Annotated in this window: 21 protein-coding genes and 2 tRNA genes; 17 read left to right on the top strand and 6 right to left on the bottom strand. The window is 51.8% G+C overall.

What is annotated here, in order from left to right; translation table 11 throughout:
- Positions 1–51: 51 nt before the first annotated feature.
- From secG to BG55_RS09220, 13 genes are all read left to right on the top strand, one after another.
- On the top strand, positions 52–387 hold the full coding sequence (gene secG / locus BG55_RS09165; RefSeq protein WP_034936769.1) for a preprotein translocase subunit SecG: 336 nt from the start codon (positions 52–54) through the stop codon (positions 385–387).
- 56 nt (positions 388–443) lie between these two features.
- Positions 444–530, top strand: a tRNA-Leu gene (locus tag BG55_RS09170).
- A gap of 59 nt (positions 531–589) precedes the next feature.
- Positions 590–666, top strand: a tRNA-Met gene (locus BG55_RS09175).
- Between the two features lie 211 nt (positions 667–877).
- A complete protein-coding gene (gene rimP, locus BG55_RS09180) occupies positions 878–1,330 on the top strand; it encodes a ribosome maturation factor RimP (RefSeq protein WP_034937370.1) in 453 nt (150 codons plus the stop codon).
- A gap of 24 nt (positions 1,331–1,354) precedes the next feature.
- Positions 1,355–2,860, top strand: coding sequence for a transcription termination factor NusA (gene nusA / locus BG55_RS09185; RefSeq protein ID WP_034936771.1), 1,506 nt, complete (start codon positions 1,355–1,357; stop codon positions 2,858–2,860).
- A gap of 24 nt (positions 2,861–2,884) precedes the next feature.
- Entirely contained in the window at positions 2,885–5,575 is a 2,691-nt protein-coding gene (gene infB, locus BG55_RS09190; protein ID WP_034936772.1) for a translation initiation factor IF-2, read from the top strand.
- A 153-nt stretch (positions 5,576–5,728) separates the two neighbouring features.
- Complete coding sequence (rbfA, locus tag BG55_RS09195; RefSeq protein ID WP_034936774.1) at positions 5,729–6,130, top strand: 30S ribosome-binding factor RbfA; 402 nt, start codon at positions 5,729–5,731, stop codon at positions 6,128–6,130.
- Entirely contained in the window at positions 6,130–7,074 is a 945-nt protein-coding gene (gene truB / locus BG55_RS09200) for a tRNA pseudouridine(55) synthase TruB (protein ID WP_034936775.1), read from the top strand. The genes rbfA and truB overlap by 1 nt, the downstream gene beginning before the upstream one ends.
- Before the next feature lie 108 nt (positions 7,075–7,182).
- Entirely contained in the window at positions 7,183–7,452 is a 270-nt protein-coding gene (rpsO, locus tag BG55_RS09205) for a 30S ribosomal protein S15 (protein WP_034936776.1), read from the top strand.
- A gap of 303 nt (positions 7,453–7,755) precedes the next feature.
- A complete protein-coding gene (gene pnp, locus BG55_RS09210; protein WP_034936779.1) occupies positions 7,756–9,885 on the top strand; it encodes a polyribonucleotide nucleotidyltransferase in 2,130 nt (709 codons plus the stop codon).
- Between the two features lie 131 nt (positions 9,886–10,016).
- A complete protein-coding gene (gene nlpI / locus BG55_RS09215) occupies positions 10,017–10,901 on the top strand; it encodes a lipoprotein NlpI (RefSeq protein ID WP_034936781.1) in 885 nt (294 codons plus the stop codon).
- A gap of 104 nt (positions 10,902–11,005) precedes the next feature.
- Positions 11,006–11,062: a protein YrbN gene (yrbN, locus tag BG55_RS23505; protein ID WP_100229640.1), complete on the top strand. Its 57-nt coding sequence runs from the start codon at positions 11,006–11,008 to the stop codon at positions 11,060–11,062.
- A gap of 16 nt (positions 11,063–11,078) precedes the next feature.
- Complete coding sequence (locus tag BG55_RS09220) at positions 11,079–12,965, top strand: DEAD/DEAH family ATP-dependent RNA helicase (RefSeq protein WP_034936783.1); 1,887 nt, start codon at positions 11,079–11,081, stop codon at positions 12,963–12,965.
- Between the two features lie 124 nt (positions 12,966–13,089).
- Here the strand turns inward: BG55_RS09220 and BG55_RS09225 are convergent, their stop codons facing one another.
- The 3 genes from BG55_RS09225 to ubiU form a co-directional block, all read right to left on the bottom strand.
- Positions 13,090–14,097, bottom strand: coding sequence for a luciferase-like monooxygenase (locus BG55_RS09225; RefSeq protein ID WP_034936786.1), 1,008 nt, complete (start codon positions 14,095–14,097; stop codon positions 13,090–13,092).
- A gap of 125 nt (positions 14,098–14,222) precedes the next feature.
- Positions 14,223–15,110 carry a U32 family peptidase gene (locus BG55_RS09230; RefSeq protein WP_034936787.1) on the bottom strand — a complete coding sequence of 296 codons (888 nt, stop codon included), beginning with the start codon at positions 15,108–15,110 and terminating at the stop codon, positions 14,223–14,225.
- A gap of 10 nt (positions 15,111–15,120) precedes the next feature.
- Positions 15,121–16,116, bottom strand: coding sequence for a ubiquinone anaerobic biosynthesis protein UbiU (gene ubiU / locus BG55_RS09235; RefSeq protein WP_034936790.1), 996 nt, complete (start codon positions 16,114–16,116; stop codon positions 15,121–15,123).
- Between the two features lie 206 nt (positions 16,117–16,322).
- Between ubiU and ubiT the strand changes: the two genes are divergently transcribed.
- Together ubiT and BG55_RS09245 are read left to right on the top strand one after the other, a co-directional pair.
- Positions 16,323–16,847, top strand: a complete 525-nt coding sequence (gene ubiT / locus BG55_RS09240) for a ubiquinone anaerobic biosynthesis accessory factor UbiT (protein ID WP_034936793.1) — start codon at positions 16,323–16,325, stop codon at positions 16,845–16,847.
- Positions 16,841–17,344 carry a GNAT family N-acetyltransferase gene (locus BG55_RS09245; RefSeq protein ID WP_034936795.1) on the top strand — a complete coding sequence of 168 codons (504 nt, stop codon included), beginning with the start codon at positions 16,841–16,843 and terminating at the stop codon, positions 17,342–17,344. The genes ubiT and BG55_RS09245 overlap by 7 nt, the downstream gene beginning before the upstream one ends.
- Here BG55_RS09245 and BG55_RS09250 read toward each other — a convergent pair.
- Positions 17,331–17,636, bottom strand: coding sequence for a GIY-YIG nuclease family protein (locus tag BG55_RS09250; RefSeq protein WP_034936798.1), 306 nt, complete (start codon positions 17,634–17,636; stop codon positions 17,331–17,333). The genes BG55_RS09245 and BG55_RS09250 overlap by 14 nt on opposite strands.
- A 120-nt stretch (positions 17,637–17,756) precedes the next feature.
- Here BG55_RS09250 and BG55_RS09255 point away from each other — a divergent pair, with 120 nt between their 5' ends.
- On the top strand, positions 17,757–18,182 hold the full coding sequence (locus BG55_RS09255; protein ID WP_034936800.1) for a YhbP family protein: 426 nt from the start codon (positions 17,757–17,759) through the stop codon (positions 18,180–18,182).
- A gap of 19 nt (positions 18,183–18,201) precedes the next feature.
- On the opposite strand, the gene nrdG is transcribed toward BG55_RS09255, so the two are convergent.
- Together nrdG and nrdD are read right to left on the bottom strand one after the other, a co-directional pair.
- Entirely contained in the window at positions 18,202–18,666 is a 465-nt protein-coding gene (gene nrdG / locus BG55_RS09260) for an anaerobic ribonucleoside-triphosphate reductase-activating protein (RefSeq protein ID WP_034936803.1), read from the bottom strand.
- Positions 18,663–20,801, bottom strand: coding sequence for an anaerobic ribonucleoside-triphosphate reductase (gene nrdD, locus BG55_RS09265; RefSeq protein ID WP_034936804.1), 2,139 nt, complete (start codon positions 20,799–20,801; stop codon positions 18,663–18,665). Before nrdD ends, nrdG begins: the two co-directional genes overlap by 4 nt.
- Positions 20,802–21,070: 269 nt before the next feature.
- Between nrdD and BG55_RS09270 the strand changes: the two genes are divergently transcribed.
- Positions 21,071–23,647 carry a DEAD/DEAH box helicase gene (locus tag BG55_RS09270; RefSeq protein ID WP_034937372.1) on the top strand — a complete coding sequence of 859 codons (2,577 nt, stop codon included), beginning with the start codon at positions 21,071–21,073 and terminating at the stop codon, positions 23,645–23,647.
- Positions 23,648–23,650: the final 3 nt, after the last annotated feature.

Consider the following 23,650-nt stretch of genomic DNA (forward strand, 5'->3'; position numbering starts at 1 on the left):
TTGGTTTGAAGCTTTTGATGTGCGAGTCTCGCGCAAGGAACAGGTTGAATTATGTACGAAGCTCTTTTGGTAGTTTTCCTTATTGTAGCCATCGGCCTGGTTGGTCTGATTATGCTGCAACAAGGTAAAGGCGCTGATATGGGCGCGTCATTTGGTGCTGGCTCCTCGGCAACGCTGTTTGGTTCTAACGGTTCAGGTAACTTTATGACCCGTATGACCGCTGTGCTGGCGACGTTGTTCTTCATCATCAGTCTGATTCTGGGTAACATCAACAGCAACAAAACTCAGAAAGGAAGCGAGTGGGAAAATCTGACTCAGCCTGCGCAATCTCAGCAGCAGAGCCAGCCTGCAAAACCGGCTACGCCGGGTAGCGATATCCCGCAGTAAGTTGTTAATGTTGTTATATTCGGCGCGACAGAATAAAAAAAGTCGCAATCTTTAGTGCCGTGGTGGTGGAATTGGTAGACACGCTACCTTGAGGTGGTAGTGCCCGCATGGGCTTACGGGTTCAAGTCCCGTCCTCGGTACCAAATCTCAGTATTGCTTGTATTTTTTACAAGTTTGGCGTAGTATTTGCCACGTTTTCGGACGCGGGGTGGAGCAGCCTGGTAGCTCGTCGGGCTCATAACCCGAAGGTCGTCGGTTCAAATCCGGCCCCCGCAACCACTTTCCCTTAGAGTTATTTTTCAAATATACTGTGTGCATCATCAGAGGCACTGACAGCGGGTTTTGAAAAAAATTCTTCTGGATTGTGCCGAACCGCCATTTATGGCGTACAGGGTCCAGTCGCATAAAGCCCCGAATTTTCGGGGTTTTTTGTTATCAGGAAACAGTAAACTGGGCTATTAAGCCCTTTTTTTATGTCTTGGGGGTGGGATTGTCCACATTAGAGCAAAAATTAACAGAGCTGATTTCAGCACCGGTAGAAGCGTTAGGCTTTGAACTGGTCGGTATTGAATTTGTACGCGGCCGCACTTCTACGTTGCGCATCTATATTGATAGTGAAAATGGCATCACTGTTGACGATTGCGCTGATGTCAGTCACCAGGTCAGTGCCGTGTTTGATGTTGAGGATCCCATCACCGTAGCTTACAACCTTGAAGTCTCCTCACCAGGCCTTGACCGCCCACTCTTTACCGCAGAGCATTATGCACGATTTACCGGTGAAGAAGTGAGCCTGGTGTTACGCATGGCCGTGCAGAACCGCCGCAAATGGCAGGGGATCATCAAATCAGTCGAGGGTGAGATGATTACGGTTGCCGTTGAGGGTAACGACGAAGTGTTCGCGCTGAGCAATATCCAGAAGGCGAACCTGGTTCCCCACTTTTAAAAGTTCGGATTGAGGCATACCAGGATGAACAAAGAAATCTTAGCTGTAGTCGAGGCCGTATCTAACGAGAAATCCCTCCCGCGCGAGAAGATTTTCGAGGCACTGGAGAGTGCGCTGGCCACGGCAACCAAAAAGAAATACGAGCAGGAAATCGATGTGCGTGTCAGCATTGACCGCAAAAGTGGTGATTTTGAAACCTTCCGTCGCTGGCTGATTGTTGATGAAGTCACTATGCCAACCCGTGAAATCACCCTTGAAGCTGCGCGTTTTGAAGATGAATCGCTGAATGCGGGTGAGTTTGTTGAAGATCAGATTGAGTCGGTGACCTTTGATCGTATCACCACGCAGACTGCCAAACAGGTGATTGTCCAGAAAGTGCGCGAAGCCGAGCGTGCGATGGTGGTCGATCAGTTCCGTGAGCAGGAAGGTGAAATTATCACCGGCGTGGTGAAAAAGGTTAACCGCGACAATATTTCCCTCGAAGTCCGGCCAAACGATGGTTCAAGTACCAACGCTGAAGCAGTCATTATCCGCGAAGATATGCTGCCGCGTGAAAACTTCCGTCCGGGCGACCGTATTCGTGGGGTACTTTATGCGGTGCGTCCTGAAGCTCGCGGTGCACAGCTCTTTGTCAGCCGTTCTAAACCCGAAATGCTGATTGAACTGTTTCGTATCGAAGTACCGGAAATCGCGGAAGAGGTGCTTGAAATCAAAGCTGCGGCGCGTGATCCAGGTTCACGAGCTAAAATCGCGGTGAAAACCAATGATAAGCGTATTGATCCGGTCGGCGCTTGCGTGGGTATGCGTGGTGCGCGTGTTCAGGCGGTTTCCAGTGAGTTGGGTGGCGAACGTATTGACATCGTGTTGTGGGACGATAATCCGGCACAGTTTGTGATCAATGCCATGGCCCCGGCAGATGTCGCCTCTATTGTGGTTGATGAAGATAACCACACGATGGATATCGCTGTCGAAGCCGGAAATCTGGCTCAGGCGATTGGCCGAAATGGTCAAAACGTTCGTCTCGCGGCGCAGCTGAGCGGCTGGGAACTGAATGTGATGACGGTAGACGATCTACAGGCCAAGCATCAGGCTGAAGCTCATGCAGCCATCGATGTCTTTACCCGTCATCTTGATATTGATGAGGATTTTGCGACCGTTCTGGTTGAAGAGGGCTTCTCTTCTCTTGAAGAGCTGGCTTACGTTCCGATTAACGAGCTGCTTGAAATTGACGGTCTGGATGAAGAGACCATTGAAGCGCTGCGTGATCGTGCAAAAAATGCGTTAACCACACTTGCTCTGGAAAAAGCAGAGAGTCAGGGCACAAACCTGCCAGCAGATGATTTGCTTAATCTGGAAGGTCTGGATCGTGAACTGGCATTTAAGCTGGCAGCGATGGGCGTTTGTACGCTGGAAGATCTTGCCGAGCAGGGTGTTGACGACCTGTCAGATATTGAGGGCCTGAGCGATGAGCAGGCTGGGGAGCTAATTATGGCTGCCAGAAATATCTGTTGGTTCGGTGACGACGCATAACAAACTGTAGCAGGAAGGAACAGCATGACAGATGTAACCGTAAAATCGCTGGCCGCAGAAATTCAGACTCCGGTAGAACGCCTGGTACAGCAATTCGCTGATGCAGGGATCCGCAAGTCTGCCACAGACTCTGTGACACAGCAGGAAAAAGAGACCCTTCTCACTCATTTGAACCGTGCCCAAAATGGCGGTTCTGGTAAGCTGACTTTACAGCGCAAAACGCGCAGTACCTTGAATATTCCAGGCACCGGGGGTAAAAGTAAATCGGTGCAAATTGAAGTCCGCAAAAAACGCACTTATGTAAAAGGTGACGCTGCTGAAGCTGAACAAGCGGAAGCAGAAGAGCAGGCACAGCGTGAAGCGGAAGAACAGGCTCGTCGCGAGGCTGAAGACAAAGCCCAGCGCGAAGCTCAGGATAAAGCGAAGCGTGAAGCCGAGGAGCAGGCTAAACGTGAGGCAGCTGAAAAAGCCAAACGCGAAGCAGCGGAAAAAGACAAAGTGAGCAATCAACATACTGACGAAATGGCCCGGGCAAACCAATCTGAAAAAGCCCGACGGGAAGCTGAAGCTGCTGAACTCAAGCACAAGGCTGAACAGGAAGCGCGTCGTAAGATTGAAGAAGATGCCAAACGCGTAGCTGAAGAAGCCCGTAAAATGGCGGAAGAAAAAGGGTCCGAGTGGGCTGAGGCGGAGAAAGAAGTGGAAGACACATCCGACTACCATGTGACCACGTCTTCGCATGCCCGTCAGGCAGAAGATGAAAACGACGCGCAGGTTGAAGGCGATCGTCGTTCACGCGCTGCGCGTCCGGCAAAAGCACCGCGTCAGAAGAAAGGTAACAAACACTCTGAAGCTAAAACCGACCGTGAAGAAGCGCGTGCGCAATTCCGTGGCGGCAAAGGCGGCAAGCGTAAGCCAAGCGCATTGCAGCAGGGTTTCAACAAGCCTGTTCAGGCGGTTAACCGCGACGTGATTATCGGCGAAACTATTACCGTTGCCGAACTTGCCAATAAAATGGCGGTGAAAGGCTCCCAGGTCATCAAAGTCATGATGAAAATGGGGGCTATGGCCACCATTAATCAGGTGATTGATCAGGAGACAGCTCAACTGGTGGCAGAAGAGATGGGTCACAAAGTGACGCTGCGCCGTGAGAATGAGTTGGAAGAAGCGGTAATGAGCGATCGTGACACCGACGCAGCAATGGAGTCCCGCGCGCCGGTTGTGACCATTATGGGCCACGTTGACCACGGTAAAACGTCCCTGCTGGATTACATCCGTTCTACCAAAGTGGCCTCTGGCGAAGCGGGCGGTATTACCCAGCATATTGGTGCTTACCACGTTGAAACTGACAATGGGATGATCACGTTCCTGGATACCCCAGGCCATGCTGCTTTTACCGCAATGCGTGCTCGTGGTGCTCAGGCAACGGACATCGTTATTCTGGTGGTCGCAGCCGATGATGGCGTAATGCCACAGACTATCGAAGCTATCCAGCATGCTAAAGCGGCGAAAGTGCCGGTTGTCGTTGCTGTTAACAAAATCGATAAGCCAGAAGCGGATCCCGATCGCGTTAAAAATGAACTGACTCAATATGGCATCATCCCGGAAGAGTGGGGCGGTGAGAACATGTTCGTCAGCGTCTCTGCGAAAGCGGGTACCGGCATAGATGAATTGTTAAACGCTATTCTGTTGCAGGCTGAAGTTCTGGAACTGACCGCTGTGCGCCAGGGTATGGCAAGCGGTGTGGTAATCGAATCCTTCCTTGATAAAGGTCGTGGTCCGGTTGCTACGGTGCTGGTCCGCGAAGGTACGCTCAACAAAGGCGATATCGTATTGTGCGGCTTTGAATACGGCCGTGTTCGTGCGATGCGTGATGAACTGGGGCGTGAAGTGCTGGAAGCTGGCCCGTCAATTCCGGTGGAAATTCTCGGCCTGTCAGGCGTTCCTGCTGCGGGTGATGAAGCGACAGTGGTGCGTGACGAGAAAAAAGCCCGTGAAGTGGCGTTGTATCGTCAGGGTAAATTCCGTGAAGTTAAACTCGCGCGTCAGCAGAAATCCAAGTTGGAAAACATGTTTGCCAACATGGCTGAAGGCGAAGTTTCTGAACTTAACATCGTGCTGAAAGCTGATGTTCAGGGCTCTGTTGAGGCTATCTCTGACTCGCTGTTGAAGCTTTCTACCGACGAAGTGAAAGTCAAAATTGTTGGTTCCGGCGTGGGTGGGATCACCGAGACCGATGCCACTCTGGCGGCGGCATCCAATGCAATCCTCGTTGGATTCAACGTACGTGCTGATGCGTCTGCCCGTCGTGTGATTGATTCAGAGAGCCTGGATCTGCGTTACTACTCTGTCATCTATAACCTGATAGACGAAGTTAAGCAGGCAATGAGCGGTATGCTGGCACCAGAGTACAAGCAGCAGATTATTGGCCTGGCTGAGGTGCGCGATGTGTTCAAATCACCGAAATTTGGTGCTATCGCCGGCTGTATGGTAACGGAAGGCAATATTAAGCGTCATAACCCGATCCGTGTTCTTCGCGACAACGTGGTTATCTATGAAGGCGAGCTGGAATCCCTGCGTCGCTTCAAAGATGATGTTAACGAAGTTCGCAACGGCATGGAGTGTGGTATCGGCGTGAAAAACTACAACGACGTGCGCGTTGGCGATATGATCGAAGTATTTGAAATTATTGAGATCCAGCGCACTATCGCCTGATTGCCGCTTTAAAAGTGACTGAGTTGGGAGGCCCACCGGGCCTCCCACTGTTAATATCCCACCAATTTATCTTCCACCCTGATTACGAACGATTGTTCTACGACGGTCTCACGAGTAAAGGTGGGATAAAGCCTTAATTTGGAGAGAATAATTATGGCGAAAGAATTTGGTCGTCCACAGCGTGTTTCCCAGGAATTGCAGAAAGAGATCGCTATTATTTTACAACGCGAGATTAAAGACCCGCGACTGGGCATGATGGTTACCGTCTCTGGTGTTGATGTTTCCCGCGATCTTGCCTATGCCAAAGTGTTTGTCACCTTTTTGAATGACAAAGATGAAGATGCTATCAAAGCCGGTTTACGTGCACTGGGCGATGCATCTGGTTATATCCGCACGTTGTTAGGCAAAGCGATGCGCTTGCGAATCGTGCCTGAACTCACCTTCTTTTACGATAACTCATTGGTTGAAGGGATGCGCATGTCTAACCTTGTGACTAACGTGGTAAAAAGCGATGCTGAGCGCCGTGGTTCTGCGGAAGAAGACCAGGAGGAGTAATGAGTCGTCCTCGTCGTCGTGGTCGCGATGTGCATGGCGTATTGTTACTGGATAAGCCTCAGGGACTTTCCTCCAATGATGCGTTGCAGAAGGTCAAACGTCTGTTCAGCGCCAATCGTGCCGGGCATACCGGTGCACTTGATCCGCTGGCTACCGGCATGTTGCCGATTTGTCTGGGTGAGGCCACTAAATTTTCCCGCTATCTGCTTGATTCAGATAAACGCTACCGGGTAATTGCCCGGCTGGGACAGCGCACCGATACTTCTGATGCTGATGGTCAAATCATCAGTGAGCGCCCGCTAAACTTCACACAACAACAGCTTGACGACGCTATTGATCGTTTCCGTGGTGAAACGCAGCAGGTGCCGTCAATGTACTCCGCGCTGAAGTATCAGGGCCGAAAATTGTATGAGTACGCGCGTGAGGGAATTGACGTTCCACGTGAGTCCCGGAGCATCGTGGTCTATGAGTTGAAGTTCATTCGCTGGGAAGGCAATGAACTGGAGCTGGAAATTCACTGCTCAAAGGGTACTTACATTCGCACCATCACCGATGATTTGGGTGAGATGCTTGGCTGTGGCGCACATGTCATCTACCTGCGTCGTTTACAGGTTGCCACATACCCGATTGCTGGCATGGTCACTCTTGAACAGCTCGTCACGTTGAACGAAGAAGCACTGCGCAGCGAGCGCCCTGCTGCTGATTTACTTGACCCACTTCTGATGCCTCTGGACAGTCCGGCAGCAGCTTATCCTGAAGTTAATCTGTTGAATGCGGCTGCGGCTTATTTTAAACAGGGGCAACCTGTGCAAGTGCCTCATGTGCCAGCCAAAGGTTTGGTTCGTGTTACTGAGGGCTCAGATCATAAGTTCATCGGTATGGCCGAGATCATTGATGATGGTCGGGTTGCACCACGTCGCCTGGTTGTAGAATATTCCGAGTAGTCATTTGCGTAAGCGTCTTGCTAAGAGTAGAATGGCGCGGCTTTAACGCTGGGTTGCTGAATTAGAGATCGGCACCTGTACATTTATCTTAAAATTTGGAGTTGAATAATGTCTCTAAGTGTTAAAACTAAGGCACAAATCATTGCGGATTTTGGCCGTGACGCAAACGACAGTGGTTCTACCGAAGTTCAGGTTGCTCTGCTGACTGCTCAGATTAACCACCTGCAAGGTCACTTCTCTGAGCACAAGAAAGATCACCACAGCCGTCGCGGTCTGCTGCGTATGGTTTCCCAGCGTCGTAAGCTGCTGGATTACCTGAAGCGTAAAGATGTTGCACGTTACACCAGCCTGATCGAGCGTCTGGGTCTGCGTCGCTAAGTCTTAAGAATCAGTCAGGCCTTTAAGTGTATTCTGATAGGGAATACGGGCAATCAGACAGATTCGTGCGAGTTTCGTTAAAAAGGGGCCTTTATGGCCCCTTTTTTCAGGCAGTCGGCAGCAATCCAGGTCAAACTATTGTATTGTTGCTCAGTGTGATCTTCAGTTGCAGAGATTCGCGCGGCTAATGAGAGGCTTTGTCCCGGGTGGGGATTAAGGGTTGTCATTAGTCGCGAGGATGCAGATGAGGATTTGAAATCCACGGCAGGGTCAGTGCCTTGCCATGACGTTAAGGACAAAATTTTGCTGAACCCGATCGTTAAAAAATTCCAGTATGGTCAGCATACCGTTACCCTTGAGACCGGTATGATGGCTCGCCAGGCAACAGCCGCCGTAATGGTAAGTATGGATGACACTGCCGTGTTCGTTACTGTTGTCGGTCAGAAAAAAGCTAAACCCGGCCAGGACTTTTTTCCTCTTACCGTGAACTATCAGGAACGTACATACGCAGCCGGTCGTATTCCGGGGAGTTTCTTCCGTCGTGAAGGTCGTCCTAGTGAAGGTGAAACACTCACCGCGCGTCTGATCGATCGCCCTGTTCGTCCACTGTTCCCGGAAGGATTTGTGAATGAGGTACAGGTCATTGCCACTGTGGTTTCAGTTAACCCACAGGTGAATCCTGATATCGTGGCTATGATTGGTGCTTCTGCGGCACTGAGTTTGTCTGGTATTCCTTTTAATGGCCCAATCGGCGCGGCTCGTGTGGGTTATATTAACGACCAGTATGTGCTGAATCCAACCTCAGATGAGCTGCTGGAAAGTAAGCTTGATCTGGTGGTGGCGGGAACACAGGGCGCTGTGCTGATGGTTGAATCTGAAGCTGAATTGCTGAGTGAAGATCAGATGCTGGGCGCGGTCGTGTTTGGTCACGATCAACAGCAGGTGGTGATTGAAAACATCAATGCACTTGTCGCTGAAGCGGGTAAACCTCGTTGGGACTGGCAACCTGAAGCTGTCAATGAATCGTTGCATTCACGTATCTCTGCTCTGGCAGAATCCCGTCTGAGCGACGCCTACCGCATCACTGAAAAGCAAGAGCGTTATGCGCAGGTAGATGTCATTAAATCAGAAGTGACTGCGGCACTGCTGGCTGAAGATGCAGCGCTGGATGAAGCTGAAATCGGCGATATTCTTCACAGCCTTGAAAAGAGTGTGGTGCGCAGTCGCATCCTGCGTGGTGAACCGCGTATCGATGGTCGTGAAAAAGATATGATCCGTGGTCTGGATGTGCGTACCGGCGTGTTGCCACGTACTCACGGTTCCGCACTGTTTACGCGTGGTGAAACTCAGGCACTGGTAACGGCAACGCTGGGAACCGCCCGCGATGCGCAAAGTCTGGATGAGCTGATGGGTGAGCGCACCGATAGCTTCCTCTTCCATTATAATTTCCCTCCTTATTCTGTGGGTGAAACCGGCATGGTGGGTTCGCCTAAGCGTCGTGAAATTGGTCACGGGCGCCTGGCTAAGCGTGGCGTGTTAGCAGTAATGCCGAAGGGTGACGCCTTCCCGTACACCGTGCGTGTGGTGTCCGAGATCACTGAGTCAAACGGTTCATCTTCTATGGCGTCCGTTTGTGGTGCTTCTCTGGCTTTGATGGACGCAGGTGTGCCAATCAAAGCTGCTGTAGCCGGTATCGCGATGGGGCTGGTGAAAGAAGGTGACAACTTTGTGGTGTTGTCCGATATCCTCGGTGATGAAGATCACCTGGGCGATATGGACTTCAAAGTGGCGGGTAGCCGTGAAGGTATCTCTGCGCTGCAAATGGATATTAAAATTGAGGGCATTACCCGTGAAATCATGCAGGTAGCCCTGAATCAGGCCAAAGGTGCGCGTCTGCACATTCTCGGCGTTATGGAACAGGCTATCAGTACGCCACGTGGTGATATCTCTGAGTTTGCGCCACGCATCCATACCATCAAAATCAGCCCGGACAAAATTAAAGACGTGATTGGTAAAGGCGGTTCAGTCATTCGGGCGCTGACTGAGGAAACCGGCACCACTATTGAAATTGAAGATGACGGTACGGTGAAAATTGCCGCTACCGATGGCGACAAAGCGAAATTTGCTATCCGTCGCATCGAAGAAATTACCGCTGAAATCGAAGTGGGCCGCATTTATAACGGTAAAGTGACCCGCATCGTAGACTTTGGTGCCTTTGTGGCAATCGGTGGCGGTAAAGAAGGTCTGGTGCATATTTCGCAAATCGCTGACAAGCGTGTAGAGAAAGTGACTGACTATCTGCAAATGGGACAGGAAGTACCAGTTAAAGTGCTGGAAGTTGATCGCCAGGGCCGTGTTCGCCTGAGCATCAAAGAAGCCACCGTGCAGGCTGAGCCTGAAGCGGCAACTGCGACTGGTCCTGAAGCAGAATAAGTTACATCAGACCATGAGTTCTCCATGGTAGCTCCATGGAGAACGGTTTCATCGCGAGGGCAGGACGACACCTTGTGCACGACAGGCGGATGAATGGATTTCATCCCATTGTTTGTATTCGGGAGTGGGAAATGAAGCCTTTTTTGCGCTGGTGTTTCGTTGCGACAGCTATCATGCTGGCAGGATGCAGCAACTCGGATTGGCGTAAGAACGAGGTTCTGGCTGTTCCGTTACAGCCAACCCTGCAACAGGAAGTTATTCTGGCGCGTATGGAACAAATTCTTGCCAGTCGTGCTCTTACCGATGATGAACGCGCACAGCTGTTATATGAGCGCGGAGTGTTGTATGATAGTCTCGGTCTGAGGGCACTGGCGCGAAATGATTTTTCACAAGCGTTATCTGTCAGACCTGATATGCCTGAAGTTTTCAATTATTTAGGTATATATTTAACGCAGGCAGGCAATTTTGATGCTGCCTATGAAGCGTTTGATTCTGTACTTGAGCTTGATCCAACTTACAATTACGCGCATTTGAATCGTGGTATTGCCCTGTATTACGGTGGCAGATTCAAATTAGCGCAAGATGATCTGCTGGCGTTTTATCAAGACGATCCTAACGATCCTTTCCGCAGCCTGTGGCTTTATCTCGATGAACGAGAGATCGATGCCAATAAGGCAGTTATAGCGCTCCAACAGCGTTACGATAAAGCGGTCAGGGACCAATGGGGATGGAATATTGTCGAGTTCTACCTGGGCAACATTAGCGAAAGCAAGCTGATGGAACGTCTCAAGGCGGACGCAACGGATAACACCTCGCTCGCTGAACATCTCAGTGAAACCAACTTCTATTTAGGTAAACACTACCTGAGTCTGGGGGAGAAGGATAACGCAGAAGCGTTGTTCAAGCTGACGGTAGCCAACAATGTTCACAACTTTGTTGAGCACCGGTATGCATTGTTGGAGCTGGCGCTACTCGGCCAGACACAAGACGATTTATCAGAATCTGACCAGCAATAGCTGACGAACTTTTATTGCCCGAATTTTCTAAATGTCATCATCTTAGCGGATGAAGGCCTTTTTGTTCGTCGAAACCACTAATATGAGCCGGTTCACACTTTTTGATGAAAATGACTGAAAATTTTCACGACGAGTTATGTAGACTGGCCGCCGCAATCTAAGAGGCACACGTACTACATGACTGATATTCAAACTACTTTTGCTGACCTTGGCCTGAACGCCGACATTCTCGAATCACTGAACGGCATGGGCTATGTTAAGCCATCCCCTATTCAGGCTGAGTGTATTCCTCACCTGTTGGCGGGTCGTGATGTGTTGGGTATGGCACAGACCGGGAGTGGCAAAACAGCGGCCTTTTCCCTGCCGTTATTAAACAATATTGATCCTACTGTTAAGGCTCCACAGATCCTGGTGCTTGCACCAACCCGTGAGCTGGCAGTTCAGGTTGCTGAAGCAGTAACCGAATTCTCTAAACACATGCGCGGTCTTAATGTGGTTGCCCTTTACGGCGGCCAGCGTTATGACGTCCAGCTGCGCGCTTTGCGTCAGGGTCCACAGGTTGTGGTGGGTACTCCTGGCCGTCTGCTTGACCACCTGAAACGCGGTACTTTAGATCTTTCTAACCTGCGTGGTCTGGTGCTGGATGAAGCCGATGAGATGCTGCGTATGGGCTTCATTGAAGACGTTGAAACCATCATGGCGCAGATCCCGGATGGTCATCAGACTGCGCTCTTCTCGGCGACAATGCCGGAAGCGATCCGTCGTATTACTAAACGTTTTATGAAAGATCCTCAGGAAGTGCGTATTCAGTCGAGTCTGACTACCCGCCCTGATATCAGCCAGAGTTACTGGACTGCCTATGGTCGTAAGACTGATGCGCTGGTGCGGTTCCTGGAAGCGGAAGACTTTGATGCAGCAATTATCTTTGTTCGTACCAAAAATGCCACGTTGGAAGTAGCCGAAGCACTTGAGCGCAGCGGTTACAACAGTGCGGCACTGAACGGTGATATGAACCAGGCTCTGCGTGAGCAGACGCTGGAGCGTCTGAAAGATGGTCGTCTGGACATCCTTATCGCCACAGATGTTGCGGCCCGTGGTCTGGATGTTGAACGTATCAGTCTGGTTGTTAACTATGACATTCCAATGGATGCAGAATCCTATGTTCACCGTATAGGTCGTACTGGCCGTGCGGGTCGTGCGGGTCGTGCCCTGTTGTTCGTAGAAAACCGCGAGCGTCGTCTGCTGCGTAACATCGAACGCACAATGAAGCTGACCATCCCCGAAGTTGAACTGCCAAATGCAGAACTGCTGGGTGAACGTCGTCTGGCTAAATTTGCAGCCAAAGTTCAACAGCAGCTGGAAAGCAGCGATCTGGATCAGTACCGTGCTCTGCTGAGCAAAATGCAGCCGGGCGAAGAACTGGATATGGAAACGCTGGCCGCCGCTCTGCTGAAAATGGCTCAGGGTGAACGTCCTCTGATTGTCCCTGCTGATCCTGCACCGCGTCCTCGTCGCGAGTTCAAAGAACGTGATGATCGTCGTGGCGATCGTTCAGACCGTGGTCCTCGTGACAGCCGTGATGGCGACCGACCACGCCGTGAACGTCGCGATGTTGGGGATATGGAAGTTTACCGTATTGAAGTGGGTCGCGATGACGGCGTGGAAGTTCGTCACATTGTTGGCGCTATTGCTAACGAAGGTGATATCAGCAGCCGTTATATCGGTAACATCAAGCTGTTTGGCACACACTCAACTATCGAGCTGCCAAAAGGTATGCCTGGTGATATTTTGCAACATTTCACCCGCACGCGGATCCTGAATAAGCCGATGAACATGCAGCTGATTGGTGATGCACAGCCTCACAGTAACGATCGCGGTGGTGAACGCCGTGGTGGTGAGCGCCGTGGCGGCTTTGGCGGTGGTCGTGAAGGTGGCCGTTCTGAAGGTGGCCGTCGTTTCAGCAACGATCGTGGTGGTGAACGCCGTGGCGGTGGATTCAGCCGTGACGGTGGCAGCCGTCGCCGTGAAGACGGTGGCGCACCAGGCCGTCGTCGTGATGCGTAATTGTTGTAACAACTGATGGGGGCCCGTTACTGAGTTAACGGACTTCACATCCGCTCAAGAACCCGCTGTGCTGACCGCATAGCGGGTTTTTTTATTGCTAAAGGCAGAGGATGGCGCGATTTGTTTACAACGACGGGTGTGCAGCCATTGCCAGCGCAAAGGAGTGAAGACGAGCCTGCTGATCAAAGATCTGGCCGTTGATCATAATTTCATCTGCCCCGGTTTCACGAATTAATGAAGCCAGGCCCTGGCGAACCTTCTCCCTGTCGCCGACCAGTGACATACTCAACGCATTTTGGATGCCATATCGCTCCGAAGGTGACCAGAAGCTGTCCATATTTTCCACAGGCGCAGGTAATGGCCCTGGTTTGCCGCGACGAAGATTAACAAACTGCTGCTGCATTGAGGTGAAGAGGAATTTTGCCTCATTTTCATTATCGGCTGCCACCACGTTGACGCATACCATGGCATAAGGTTTTTCAAGCCGTGGCGAAGGGACAAATTTTTCCCGATAAATATGCAAAGCTTCCATCAGCAAATCAGGTGCAAAATGCGATGCAAAGGCAAATGGCAGGCCCATTTGTGCCGCGAGATGCGCGCTGTAAAGGCTTGAACCAAGTAACCAGAGAGGAATTTTCAGTCCCAGACCTGGTACAGGCTGAACCGCAGGAGGAGAACTTTGTTCAGCGTCGAACCAGTTAATGAGCTGCTGGACATCGGCGGGAAAGTTGTCGATATGTCCGGCCATATGACGACGTAAGGCCATCATGGTTTGCTGATCGGTGCCTGGGGCGCGTCCAATCCCAAGATCGATTCGTCCTGGGTAAAGGGACTCCAGCGTGCCGTATTGTTCAGCAATAACCAGGGGGGAATGGTTTGGTAACATTACGCCGCCAGAACCCAGATGCAGTGTGGTTGTATTTGCTGCCAGATGGCCGATAAGAACCGCAGTGGCGGCGCTGGCGATACCGGTCATATTATGGTGTTCAGCCAGCCAGTAACGATTAAAACCCAGTTTTTCAGCGTGCCTTGCCAGCGCCAGTGAGGTGTGAAATGCCTCACGTGCATCCGCTCCGGCGGGAACGGGGGCCAAATCAAGTACAGACAGGGGGATCTTTATGGAATCAGACATAATTGCTCACTTATCCGTGGGGCATTCGCGCCAGAACAGCTTCAAAGCCTAAGTGATAGCAGATTATCAAGATTGACAGTTTACAGCACTTTTTGAATTTAATTTTCCGGATAGTATTGCCACCATTATCCGGTTGTGTCGATGAGTTCCAGACCTGCAATCTGCCGCCAGTAGCCGTTACACTGCTTCTGTGCCACCAGAGGGAGTGGTGCCAGTCCGGTTTCATTCTTACGAAAGGCATCTATCAGTGCCAGAGTTTCACTGCCCTGCGGTGAAAAACGCACAATATCGACCAGACCATGCATGGAAGACAGATCGTTTCCCAGGTTGTAGCAGTAGCCGCTCATCGTTTGGATACCATTCAGTACAAATACCTGCTGATCTTCCTGCGAGAGCAGAGATCTGCCGTGGGGATAATTAATACAACAGGTCTGGCAGTCATCCTTACTACGATTTTCCGATCTTGCGGTAAAGCAGCGAGCGGAAAGCGCCAGAGGCAGATAACCGTAGCTAAGCACTTCCACCTCAAACCGCCCGCGAATTTTTAACTCATCACACTGGTTCAGTAAATCTGACAGCCAGTCACGTGACAGCTCAACCGGCATACACCAGCGCATCATCCCCATCTTGAGCAAAATTTTTAACGCCATGGCGTTGTAGCAGTTCAGCGCATGGCCGGCAATGAACGGCACGCCAGTTTCAGCAGCCATATTGACTGTGCCCATGTCATTGGCTTCGATCAGAAACTCGCCGTTGTCTACAAAGCGTTTCAGTTCGGTCAGTTCAGAAGCGGACTGCACCAGCGCCAGCGTACTTAATACCACCTGTTTACCTGCGGCGCGGAGATCTTTTGCTATTGCCATCCAGTCCGAAAATTTTGTTGCCCGTCGCCTGCTGCACACTGTTTCTCCCAGATAGATAATCTCAGCGCTGCTGCCTGCTGCCGCGTCATAAAAATCCTGCAACGTTTCTTTCTGCCAGTACCAGAGGACCGGACCCAATGAATATTTCATCTCACTTTTCCTACTGCCATTCACGATGGTACGCACCCAGCGTCGTCTGCGTCCCTTCACTTAACGCACTCAGCGCGTTCATCCAGTTCTGCTGCGCCACGAAGTGCTCGGGACTGGCTTTGCAATGATCGATGGCCTGTCGCCAGATTTTTGCCACCTGGCCAACATAGGCAGGACTCCGCTGGCGCCCCTCAATTTTTACCGATGCAATATTTGCTGACATCAGCTCTGGCAACAGTTGTAGCGTATTGAGGCTGGTGGGCTCCTCAAGGGCGTGATAACGCTGCTCTGCCACCTTATAACGACCTTTACAGAGCGTGGGATAACCTGCATTTTCATCACCGTCATAACGATCGATCAGCACTTCATTCAGCCTCGACTCCAGCCCGTTTGTGGTTTGTTGCCAGCGAACAAATCGGGCGGGCGAACATGCTCCTACGGTATTGGGTGATTCACCGGTCAGGTAGGAAGAGAGGTAGCAGCGTCCTTCCGCCATAATGCAAAGGCTGCCAAAGGCGAAAACTTCCAGAGGAACGGTAGTCGCCCGGGAAAGCTGACGAACCTGGTGAATGGACAGGACGCGTGGCAGGACAATACGGGCGACATCGAAGTTACGTTGATAAAATTTTGCTGCTTCAGCATTGGTCGCAGAGGCCTGCACTGAAACGTGTCGCTCAATCTGAGGATAGCGACTGGCGGCATAATCCAGCATGGCAATATCGGCGAGGATCAGCGCATCCACACCGGCCGAGGCGGCCATATCCACCGCCCGTTCCCAGCGTGAGTAACCATCAGGGTGGGCAAAAGTGTTAATCGCAACGTGCAGTTTGCGTCTGTGTTGATGAGCATATCTGGCGGCTTCTTCCAGACGCTTTTCGGTAAAATTCAGTCCGGCAAAGTGGCGGGCATTAGTGTCATCTTTCAGACCGATATAAACAGCGTCTGCACCATTTTCAATCGCCGCTTTCAACGCCGGCAGGTTGCCAGCGGGACAGAGCAGTTCCATATAACGATTTCCGGATCAACAGAAGTACCGTTCAGTGTAGTGAGGCTGGCGATGACAATTTTTGATTTAAGGCAGTTATTGGCGTATTGATGGGAAACGAATGCGCTGCCAGCGCACCGGCGTTCCTTCAGTTTGTTGATCCAGTGCGCCGATACATCTGGTCATTGTGGCAAAATAGCCGAAGTTTGTTCATAAGGAGTGAAAAAGTGTTGAACCAGTTACGCACCCGGTTAGTACTTGGAGGCCCACAGTTTTTGCGCTTTCCGCTAAGATGTGCCCCTTTTGCCGTGAAACGTTATGGCCTGCAACAGCTTCTGAACTGGCAATTTCATCATGCTTTAGCTGAAGGTGAGTTAAACTTCCTCCAGGGGCGCTGGTTTGGCACAGAGATTCGGGACCTTGGGCTGCGCTGGACAACGACAGTAGAGCAGGGAAAATTACGGGTGGAAGACCGTCGCGAAGCGGATGTATGGTTTCGTGGCGATGCAAACGATCTTCTGTTGGTGGCGGCGCGCAGGCTGGATCCTGATACCTTGTTTTTCCAGCGTCGTCTGGTTATTGAGGGCGATACGGAGCTGGGTCTTGAGGTGAAAAATCTGATGGATTCTGTTGAGCTGGAATTTATGCCGGTGTTAATGCGCACCGGACTTATGCAACTGGCTGACCTTATTGAGGCGGGGCTGACTGAGGACGCGACTTCCAGGGTGAATCGCGCAGGTGCATCATGTTAATTCGTACGGAAATTGGCGTCGATGCTGCCAGCATCGACAGTTTATTGCGACGTTGTTTTGCAACCCCGGCAGAGGCGGAGCTTGTTCAGCAACTGCGTGAGGATGGATTACTGACGCTCGGGGTAGTAGCAACCGATGATGAAGGTCAGGTTCTGGGCTACGCAGCATTCAGTCCGGTAACGCTGAATGGTGAAGATTATCAGTGGGTTGGTCTGGCTCCCCTGGCTGTGGATCAGCGCGTCCGCGGGCAGGAACTGGGTAAACAGCTGATTTACGAAGGGCTGGATACACTTAATGAATTTGGTTACGCGGCTGTGGTGGTGGTAGGAGACGAAAATTTCTACGGCCGTTACGGATTTGTTTCGGCCGCGGGCAATCAGCTTCGCTGCCGCTGGCCGGGAACTGAAAAGGCTTTTCAGGTTTACAAGCTTGCTGATAACGCATTAGTTGGTGCCGAAGGGGATATTGAATATTCCGCTCCGTTCAACCGTTTTTAAGCGTATCAAGCCAGAGGGCGAGAGAAACAGGCTGATGAGCAATCAGCCTGATTTTATCCAGCCGCCGGAGCTTTTTTACCTGATACTCCAGTTTTGACGCGTTGGCGCGATCGCCCGCTTCACAATGAAACAGCAGTTCCAGCGGACCTTTACCGCGCAGTGCTTTCGCCCCTTTACCGTTTTGGTGCTGGTTAAAGCGGCGGTCAATATCGTTGGTAATGCCGGTGTAAAGCAGCCCGCTGGCTGTGCGCAGAATATAAAGACGCCATTGCGCCTCACCGTGATTTTTCATATAAAGCCGTTCGCTCGTAGCATAACCTGTCAATTCTATCAGCTCAGCCAGCCACCACGCTTTTTCATTTTGTCATGAGAGCAGATAACAAAATAATGATTATATTTCAGGAAGATAAAGATGACTGATTCTCAGCCTCTTGCTGCTATTGCCCGTTATCTGCAAAAACAGCATGTTCTCTCGGTCTGTGGCGGGACACCCGTATGGTGTGCCAACTGTTTTTACATCTTTGATCCACAAGCGGTAGTGTTCTGGATCATGACGGAAAAGACCACCCGACACGGTGAGCAGTTTGCTGCTGAATCGCAGGTGGCCGGCACCATCAATGGCCAGCCGAAAAGTATCCTGCTGATAAAAGGTGTGCAGTACTCTGGCAGGATCCGGCTGCTGGAGGGGGAAGCTCAGGCGCTGGCGCACAAAGCTTACGTCAAACGTTTTCCGGTGGCGATAAAAGTGTCGGCACCCTTGTGGGAGATACAAATCGACGAACTGAAAATGACCGATAATACGCTGGGATTTGGCAAGAAATTGCACTGGCAGCGATAAACGAACCTTTGGCTCAGCGCTAGCGAAGATAGTGAATGACCTGATTGCTGCTCCCGCGCCAGAGTAGCGAAGGATCTTTCAGCGCCTGAATAAACTGTCCGTCCACCAGCACATTGATTATCTCAGCAACAGCCTGCTGTGATGCACTCAGTTCCTCCAGCCGGTAACCTGTCCACAGCCAGATATCCTTACCCGGACAGTCGCGCCGAACTCGTTTCACTAACCTCAGTACATCGGCCACGTTGGCCGGATGCAGCGGATCGCCGCCCGATAGTGACAACCCCTGACGAGGGATGCGCGTGTCATTGAGATCGGCAATCAGCTGTTCTTCCTGCTGAATGGTAAAGGGAAAACCTGACGAAAGTCGCCAGGTTCGCTGGTTGTAGCAGCCGATACACCGATGTTCACAACCCGCAACAAACAGCGTGCAGCGTGTGCCCGGCCCGTTAACAATATCCACCGGATAATACTGATGAATATTCACTCCAGTTGTCCGGTCGCCATATGTTTAACACGACGTTTCACCTCTTCCTGCTTACCGGCATTAAACGGACGGGCATCAGGACTACCCAGATAGCCGCACACTCTGCGGGTAACAGAAACTCTTGAGGGTTCGTGATTGCCACATTTCGGGCAGGTAAAACCCTTGCTGGTACAGGAAAATTCACCGGTAAAACCGCAGTCGTAGCACTCATCAATCGGCGTATTAGTGCCGTAATAGGGGACACGGCTGTAGCTGTAATCCCAGACATCTTCCAGCGCCTTCAGATTGTGCTGGATATTGGGATATTCCCCGTAACAGATAAAGCCGCCGTTGGCGAGAGGAGGATAAGCCGCCTCAAAGTCGATTTTGTCATAGGGATTCACCTTCTTCTCTACATCCAGATGGAAGCTGTTGGTGTAGTAACCTTTATCCGTTACGCCACTGATCACGCCAAACTCGGCGGTATCCAGCCGACAGAAACGATCGCAGAGATTTTCGCTGGGCGTACTGTACAGGCTGAAGCCATAACCGGTCTCCTCTTTCCAGGCATCCACCGCCTGACGCAGATGGCCGACTATAGCCAGCGCCTTTTCCCGTCGTATCGGGTCATCATACAGATGGGTTTTACTGCCGTAGAGCGCATTGATGGTTTCATGAATACCGATATAGCCGAGTGAAATGGAAGCACGGCCATGACGAAAAATCTCCGCCACATTCTCATCAGCCTGTAACCGAACGCCGCAGGCACCTTCCATATAAAGAATGGGGGCGACGCGGGCTTTAATATTTTCCAGCCGGGCAATGCGGGTCATCAGTGCTTTCTTCGCCAGCAGCAGGCGCTGATCAAGATAATCCCAGAATGCCGCTTCATCGCCTCTGGCCTCCAGCGCGAGACGGGGCAGATTAATACTGATCACCCCAATATTATTGCGGCCTTCGTGCACCAGCCTGCCATTTTCTTCCCATGGTCCAAGGAAACTGCGGCAACCCATCGGCGTCTTGAATGAGCCTGTGACCCTCACCACCTGCTCATAGTTAAGGATATCGGGATACATCCTTTTACTGGCACACTCCAGCGCCAGCTGTTTGATGTCGTAATTGCAGTCTCCCGGGGATCGGTTCAGGCCCTCTTTAATGGCGAACACCAGCTTCGGGAACACCGCTGTTTTATGATTTTTGCCCAGACCGGCAATGCGGTTACGCAAAACAGATTGTTGTACCAGGCGCGCAGACCAACTGGTGCCAAGGCCAAAACCAAAAGTGACAAATGGCGTCTGTCCGTTGGCCGTGTGCAGCGTATTGACCTCATACTCCAGCGACTGGAATGCATCAAAACACTCCTTCTCGGTACTGGCACGGGCGTAAGCTTCAGCATCGGCAATCTGCCATTTTTGTGCGGTCTGACGGTGTTTCTCCAGACTGGCCTCCACAAAAGGCGACAGCACTTCATCAATACGGTTAATGGTTGTGCCGCCGTAGATATGGCTGGCGACCTGGGCGATGATCTGTGCGGTTACCGCTGTGGCCGTCGAGATTGACCTGGGCGGCTCAATTTCTGCATTGCCCATTTTAAAACCGTGAGTAAGCATGCCTTTCAGGTCGATCAGCATGCAGTTGAACATCGGGAAAAACGGCGAGTAATCGAGATCGTGATAGTGGATTTCGCCACGCTCATGTGCTCTGACCACATCGCGTGGCAACATATGTTGGGTGGCATAATGTTTGGCCACAATGCCAGCCAGCAGATCGCGCTGGGTAGGGATCACCTTGCTGTCTTTATTCGCATTCTCATGCAACAAAGCCGGGTTGGTCTGTTCAACCAGTCCCTGAATCTCCTTATTCAGTTTGCCTCGCAGTTCACGAGCGATATCCCGGTCATGACGATATTCGATGTAAGTTCGCGCCAGTTCAGGATAGCGCCCGGCCATCAGCGTATTTTCTACCGCTTTCTGAATATCATGGATATCAAGCCGTTGCTGCGTCTGTAACTGCCGGCAAATCTGGCTGGTCACCTGAGCGCAATAATCATTATCGTTAATTTCAGCTGCCCGGGCTGCGCCTTTAATCGCATCCAGAATTCGTGCTTCATCAAAGGTGACTGTGCAGCCATCTCGCTTAATGACCATTGAAACCATTATTACTCTCCGGGCGGAAAACTATATGTAGAACGTGAGGTGGATATTAAACGCTATATATTGTGTTTTCGCCTGATATAACCACCAGTTTATTGACCCTGAGCAAAGATTGAAAAACGGTGCTGCAAACTTAATCAGCCAGGCTGGCGGTAATTTTTTTGTCTGCTACCTCACGTCTCAAGGTTGCATTCCCGGCAGCGGGTTCCCTATCATTGCCTGTTATGCAGAGCACTTACGCCTTTGCTCTGATTATTCCGGGATATTTTCAGATGCCTTCTGTGACGTACAATGAAAAACAGGTCAGCCGCTGGATTGGTGCGCGAAGCGTTGCCAGGGCGAAAGGGCTGATCGAAAAAGCGCAGAATATTCAGTGGCAAAATAATCTGTTAACCGGGGAGGTTCCCGGAAGACAGATTGAACCTTTTCAGGTGATGGTGCATTTCAGCCTGCCACAGGGGCAGCTCCATGCCAGCGGCGAATGCACCTGTCCGGTCAGAAATAATTGTCGTCATGTGGCAGCAGTCATGCTGGCTCATCTGCAACGGCAGTCCGCAGTTCAGACGCCAGCGCCTGTGGCAAAAACGCTTTCTGTTAATCCCGTTCCGATCCTGCGCCTGGAAACCCGCACAAAATTTGTCAGCGGCTTCGGACACTATGGTCACCGACAGAAGCGCCTGGACTTTGCTGCCGTGCACTTTGATTATGCTGGCGTTCGCGTCGCGGCGGGCAGTGAGGGTGAACACTTCACTGATGATCGGGGCCAGCTTTTCCATATTGAACGGCAGTATCAACAGGAGCAAAACTGGCTGAATGAGATCAATGCGGCCGGTTTACAAACCCTCTCTTCAGGACATATCTACACCCCGGCAACCGCGCCGCTGCCGCCTGCCATCTTCGTGCCGGAATCTCCCGCGCAGTGGCGTGATTTCATTCGTCTGGCGCTGCCACAATTCGCTGAGCGTGGCTGGCAGGTCAGCATGGAGGATGACTTTACCTGGAATGTGATTGATATCGCCGGTATCGATGGCCGAGTGGTGCAGAGCAATGACGGCTGGTTTGATCTGGCGCTGGATCTCAGCGTAGGGCAGCGCAGGATTGATTTGCAACCGTTGCTGGCCGGGCTGTTGAAGAGGGACCGGCGCTGGCTTTCCGGCGATCTGTCGGTCATTCCGGATCGGGAAATCATTGAGCTGCGCAGCGATCGCGATGAGCGGCTGCATATTACGGCAGATCATCTTAAAAATGTGGTGGGAAACCTGGTTGACCGACTGTCTGAAAATGCCGTCGGGCCATTGCGCATCGCCCCCTGTGAAGCAGGCAGACTCATCGCACTGAGTGAAAGTGGCGACTGGCAGTTTCAGGTAGACAGTGGGGCTTATCAGCTGGCCAGCCTGTCAGGCAACCGCGAGGGGCTGACAGCGGTAAATCCGCCACAGGGGTTAAAGGCGCAACTGCGCGATTACCAGCAGCATGGGCTGAACTGGATGCAGTTTTTACGCGCGCAAAACCTGTGCGGCGTACTGGCTGATGATATGGGATTAGGAAAAACCATTCAGACGCTGGCTCATCTGCTGCTGGAAAAAGAAGCCGGAAGGCTGGATCGTCCTGCACTGATTGTGGTGCCCACTACGCTGGTTTACAACTGGACGCAGGAGGCCGGCCGTTTCGCTCCGGATTTGCGGGTGCTGGCCCTGACCGGTTCGCAGCGCAAAGATTTCTACGACCAGATTGAACAGCACGATGTGGTGCTGACCACCTACTCTCTTTTATGGCGCGACCAGCCGCAGCTGCTCAGTCACAGCTATCATCTGTTAATCCTTGATGAAGCGCAGTATGTAAAAAACAGCGCCTCCCGCGCCTCTTCGGTGATCCGCTCGCTGAAAGCCCGGCACCGGCTCTGTCTTACCGGTACGCCACTGGAAAATCATCTTGGTGAGCTTTGGTCGCAGTTTGACTTTCTGCTGCCGGGGTTTCTGGGTAATGAAAAGCAATTTACCCAGGAGTGGCGTATTCCGATTGAGCGTAACGGCGATCGGGTGCGCCGTGCGTTGCTGGCAAGGCTGGTGCGACCATTTATGCTGCGACGGCGTAAGCAGGATGTGGCAAAAGAGCTACCGCCCAAAAACACCATTGTCCGTTCTGTCCGACTGGAAGGCGCGCAGTTGGAACTGTATGAAGCGGTGCGCAGCGCTATGCAGGATCGGGTCAGGCTGGCGGTGGAACAGCAGGGCGCAGGCCGTAGCCATCTGCTGGTGCTGGATGCGCTGCTAAAACTGCGGCAAATCTGTTGCGATCCCCGGCTGGTCAACAGTGACAGTGCACGAAAAATGCACTCCTCCGCCAAGCTGGCGCTGCTGCGTGAAATGCTCAGCGATCTGCTGGCAGAAGATCGCCGTATTCTGATTTTCTCTCAGTTCACCTCAATGCTGACGCTGATTGCCGGTGAACTGCAAAAGTCGGGCATCCCGTTTGTCACCCTGACCGGCAGCACACGCGATCGCACTACCCCGGTACAGCGTTTCCAGGATGGTGAGGTGCCGGTATTTCTGATTAGCCTGAAAGCCGGCGGCGTGGGGCTGAACCTGACGGCGGCTGATACGGTGATCCACTACGATCCCTGGTGGAACCCGGCGGCTGAAAATCAGGCCACAGACCGGGCCTGGCGGCTTGGGCAGGATAAGCCGGTCTTCGTTTATAAACTGATCGCGGCTGGCAGCATCGAAGAAAAAATCGTGGCGCTCCAGCAGCAGAAAGCCGAGCTGGCGGATGGCATTTTGCAGGATGAACTGGGTGATGCCACCCTGTTCAGCAGTGAAGATCTCGCCATGCTGTTCGAGCCGCTGTAAGCG

This window comes from Erwinia mallotivora (genome assembly GCF_000590885.1).
In the GTDB taxonomy this organism is placed as follows: domain Bacteria; phylum Pseudomonadota; class Gammaproteobacteria; order Enterobacterales; family Enterobacteriaceae; genus Erwinia; species Erwinia mallotivora.

Excerpts from the sequence above, each read along its gene's own strand:
- secG (WP_034936769.1), top strand. The coding sequence starts at position 52 with ATGTACGAAGCTCTTTTGGTAGTTTTCCTTATTGTAGCCATCGGCCTG.
- rpsO (WP_034936776.1), top strand. The coding sequence starts at position 7,183 with ATGTCTCTAAGTGTTAAAACTAAGGCACAAATCATTGCGGATTTTGGC.
- BG55_RS09270 (WP_034937372.1), top strand. The coding sequence starts at position 21,071 with ATGCCTTCTGTGACGTACAATGAAAAACAGGTCAGCCGCTGGATTGGT.
- infB (WP_034936772.1), top strand. The coding sequence starts at position 2,885 with ATGACAGATGTAACCGTAAAATCGCTGGCCGCAGAAATTCAGACTCCG.
- BG55_RS09255 (WP_034936800.1), top strand. The coding sequence starts at position 17,757 with ATGACTGATTCTCAGCCTCTTGCTGCTATTGCCCGTTATCTGCAAAAA.
- nrdD (WP_034936804.1), bottom strand. The coding sequence starts at position 20,801 with ATGGTTTCAATGGTCATTAAGCGAGATGGCTGCACAGTCACCTTTGAT.
- nusA (WP_034936771.1), top strand. The coding sequence starts at position 1,355 with ATGAACAAAGAAATCTTAGCTGTAGTCGAGGCCGTATCTAACGAGAAA.
- BG55_RS09230 (WP_034936787.1), bottom strand. The coding sequence starts at position 15,110 with ATGAAATATTCATTGGGTCCGGTCCTCTGGTACTGGCAGAAAGAAACG.
- ubiU (WP_034936790.1), bottom strand. The coding sequence starts at position 16,116 with ATGGAACTGCTCTGTCCCGCTGGCAACCTGCCGGCGTTGAAAGCGGCG.
- truB (WP_034936775.1), top strand. The coding sequence starts at position 6,130 with ATGAGTCGTCCTCGTCGTCGTGGTCGCGATGTGCATGGCGTATTGTTA.
- rbfA (WP_034936774.1), top strand. The coding sequence starts at position 5,729 with ATGGCGAAAGAATTTGGTCGTCCACAGCGTGTTTCCCAGGAATTGCAG.
- BG55_RS09225 (WP_034936786.1), bottom strand. The coding sequence starts at position 14,097 with ATGTCTGATTCCATAAAGATCCCCCTGTCTGTACTTGATTTGGCCCCC.
- BG55_RS09220 (WP_034936783.1), top strand. The coding sequence starts at position 11,079 with ATGACTGATATTCAAACTACTTTTGCTGACCTTGGCCTGAACGCCGAC.
- BG55_RS09250 (WP_034936798.1), bottom strand. The coding sequence starts at position 17,636 with ATGAAAAATCACGGTGAGGCGCAATGGCGTCTTTATATTCTGCGCACA.
- nlpI (WP_034936781.1), top strand. The coding sequence starts at position 10,017 with ATGAAGCCTTTTTTGCGCTGGTGTTTCGTTGCGACAGCTATCATGCTG.
- BG55_RS09245 (WP_034936795.1), top strand. The coding sequence starts at position 16,841 with ATGTTAATTCGTACGGAAATTGGCGTCGATGCTGCCAGCATCGACAGT.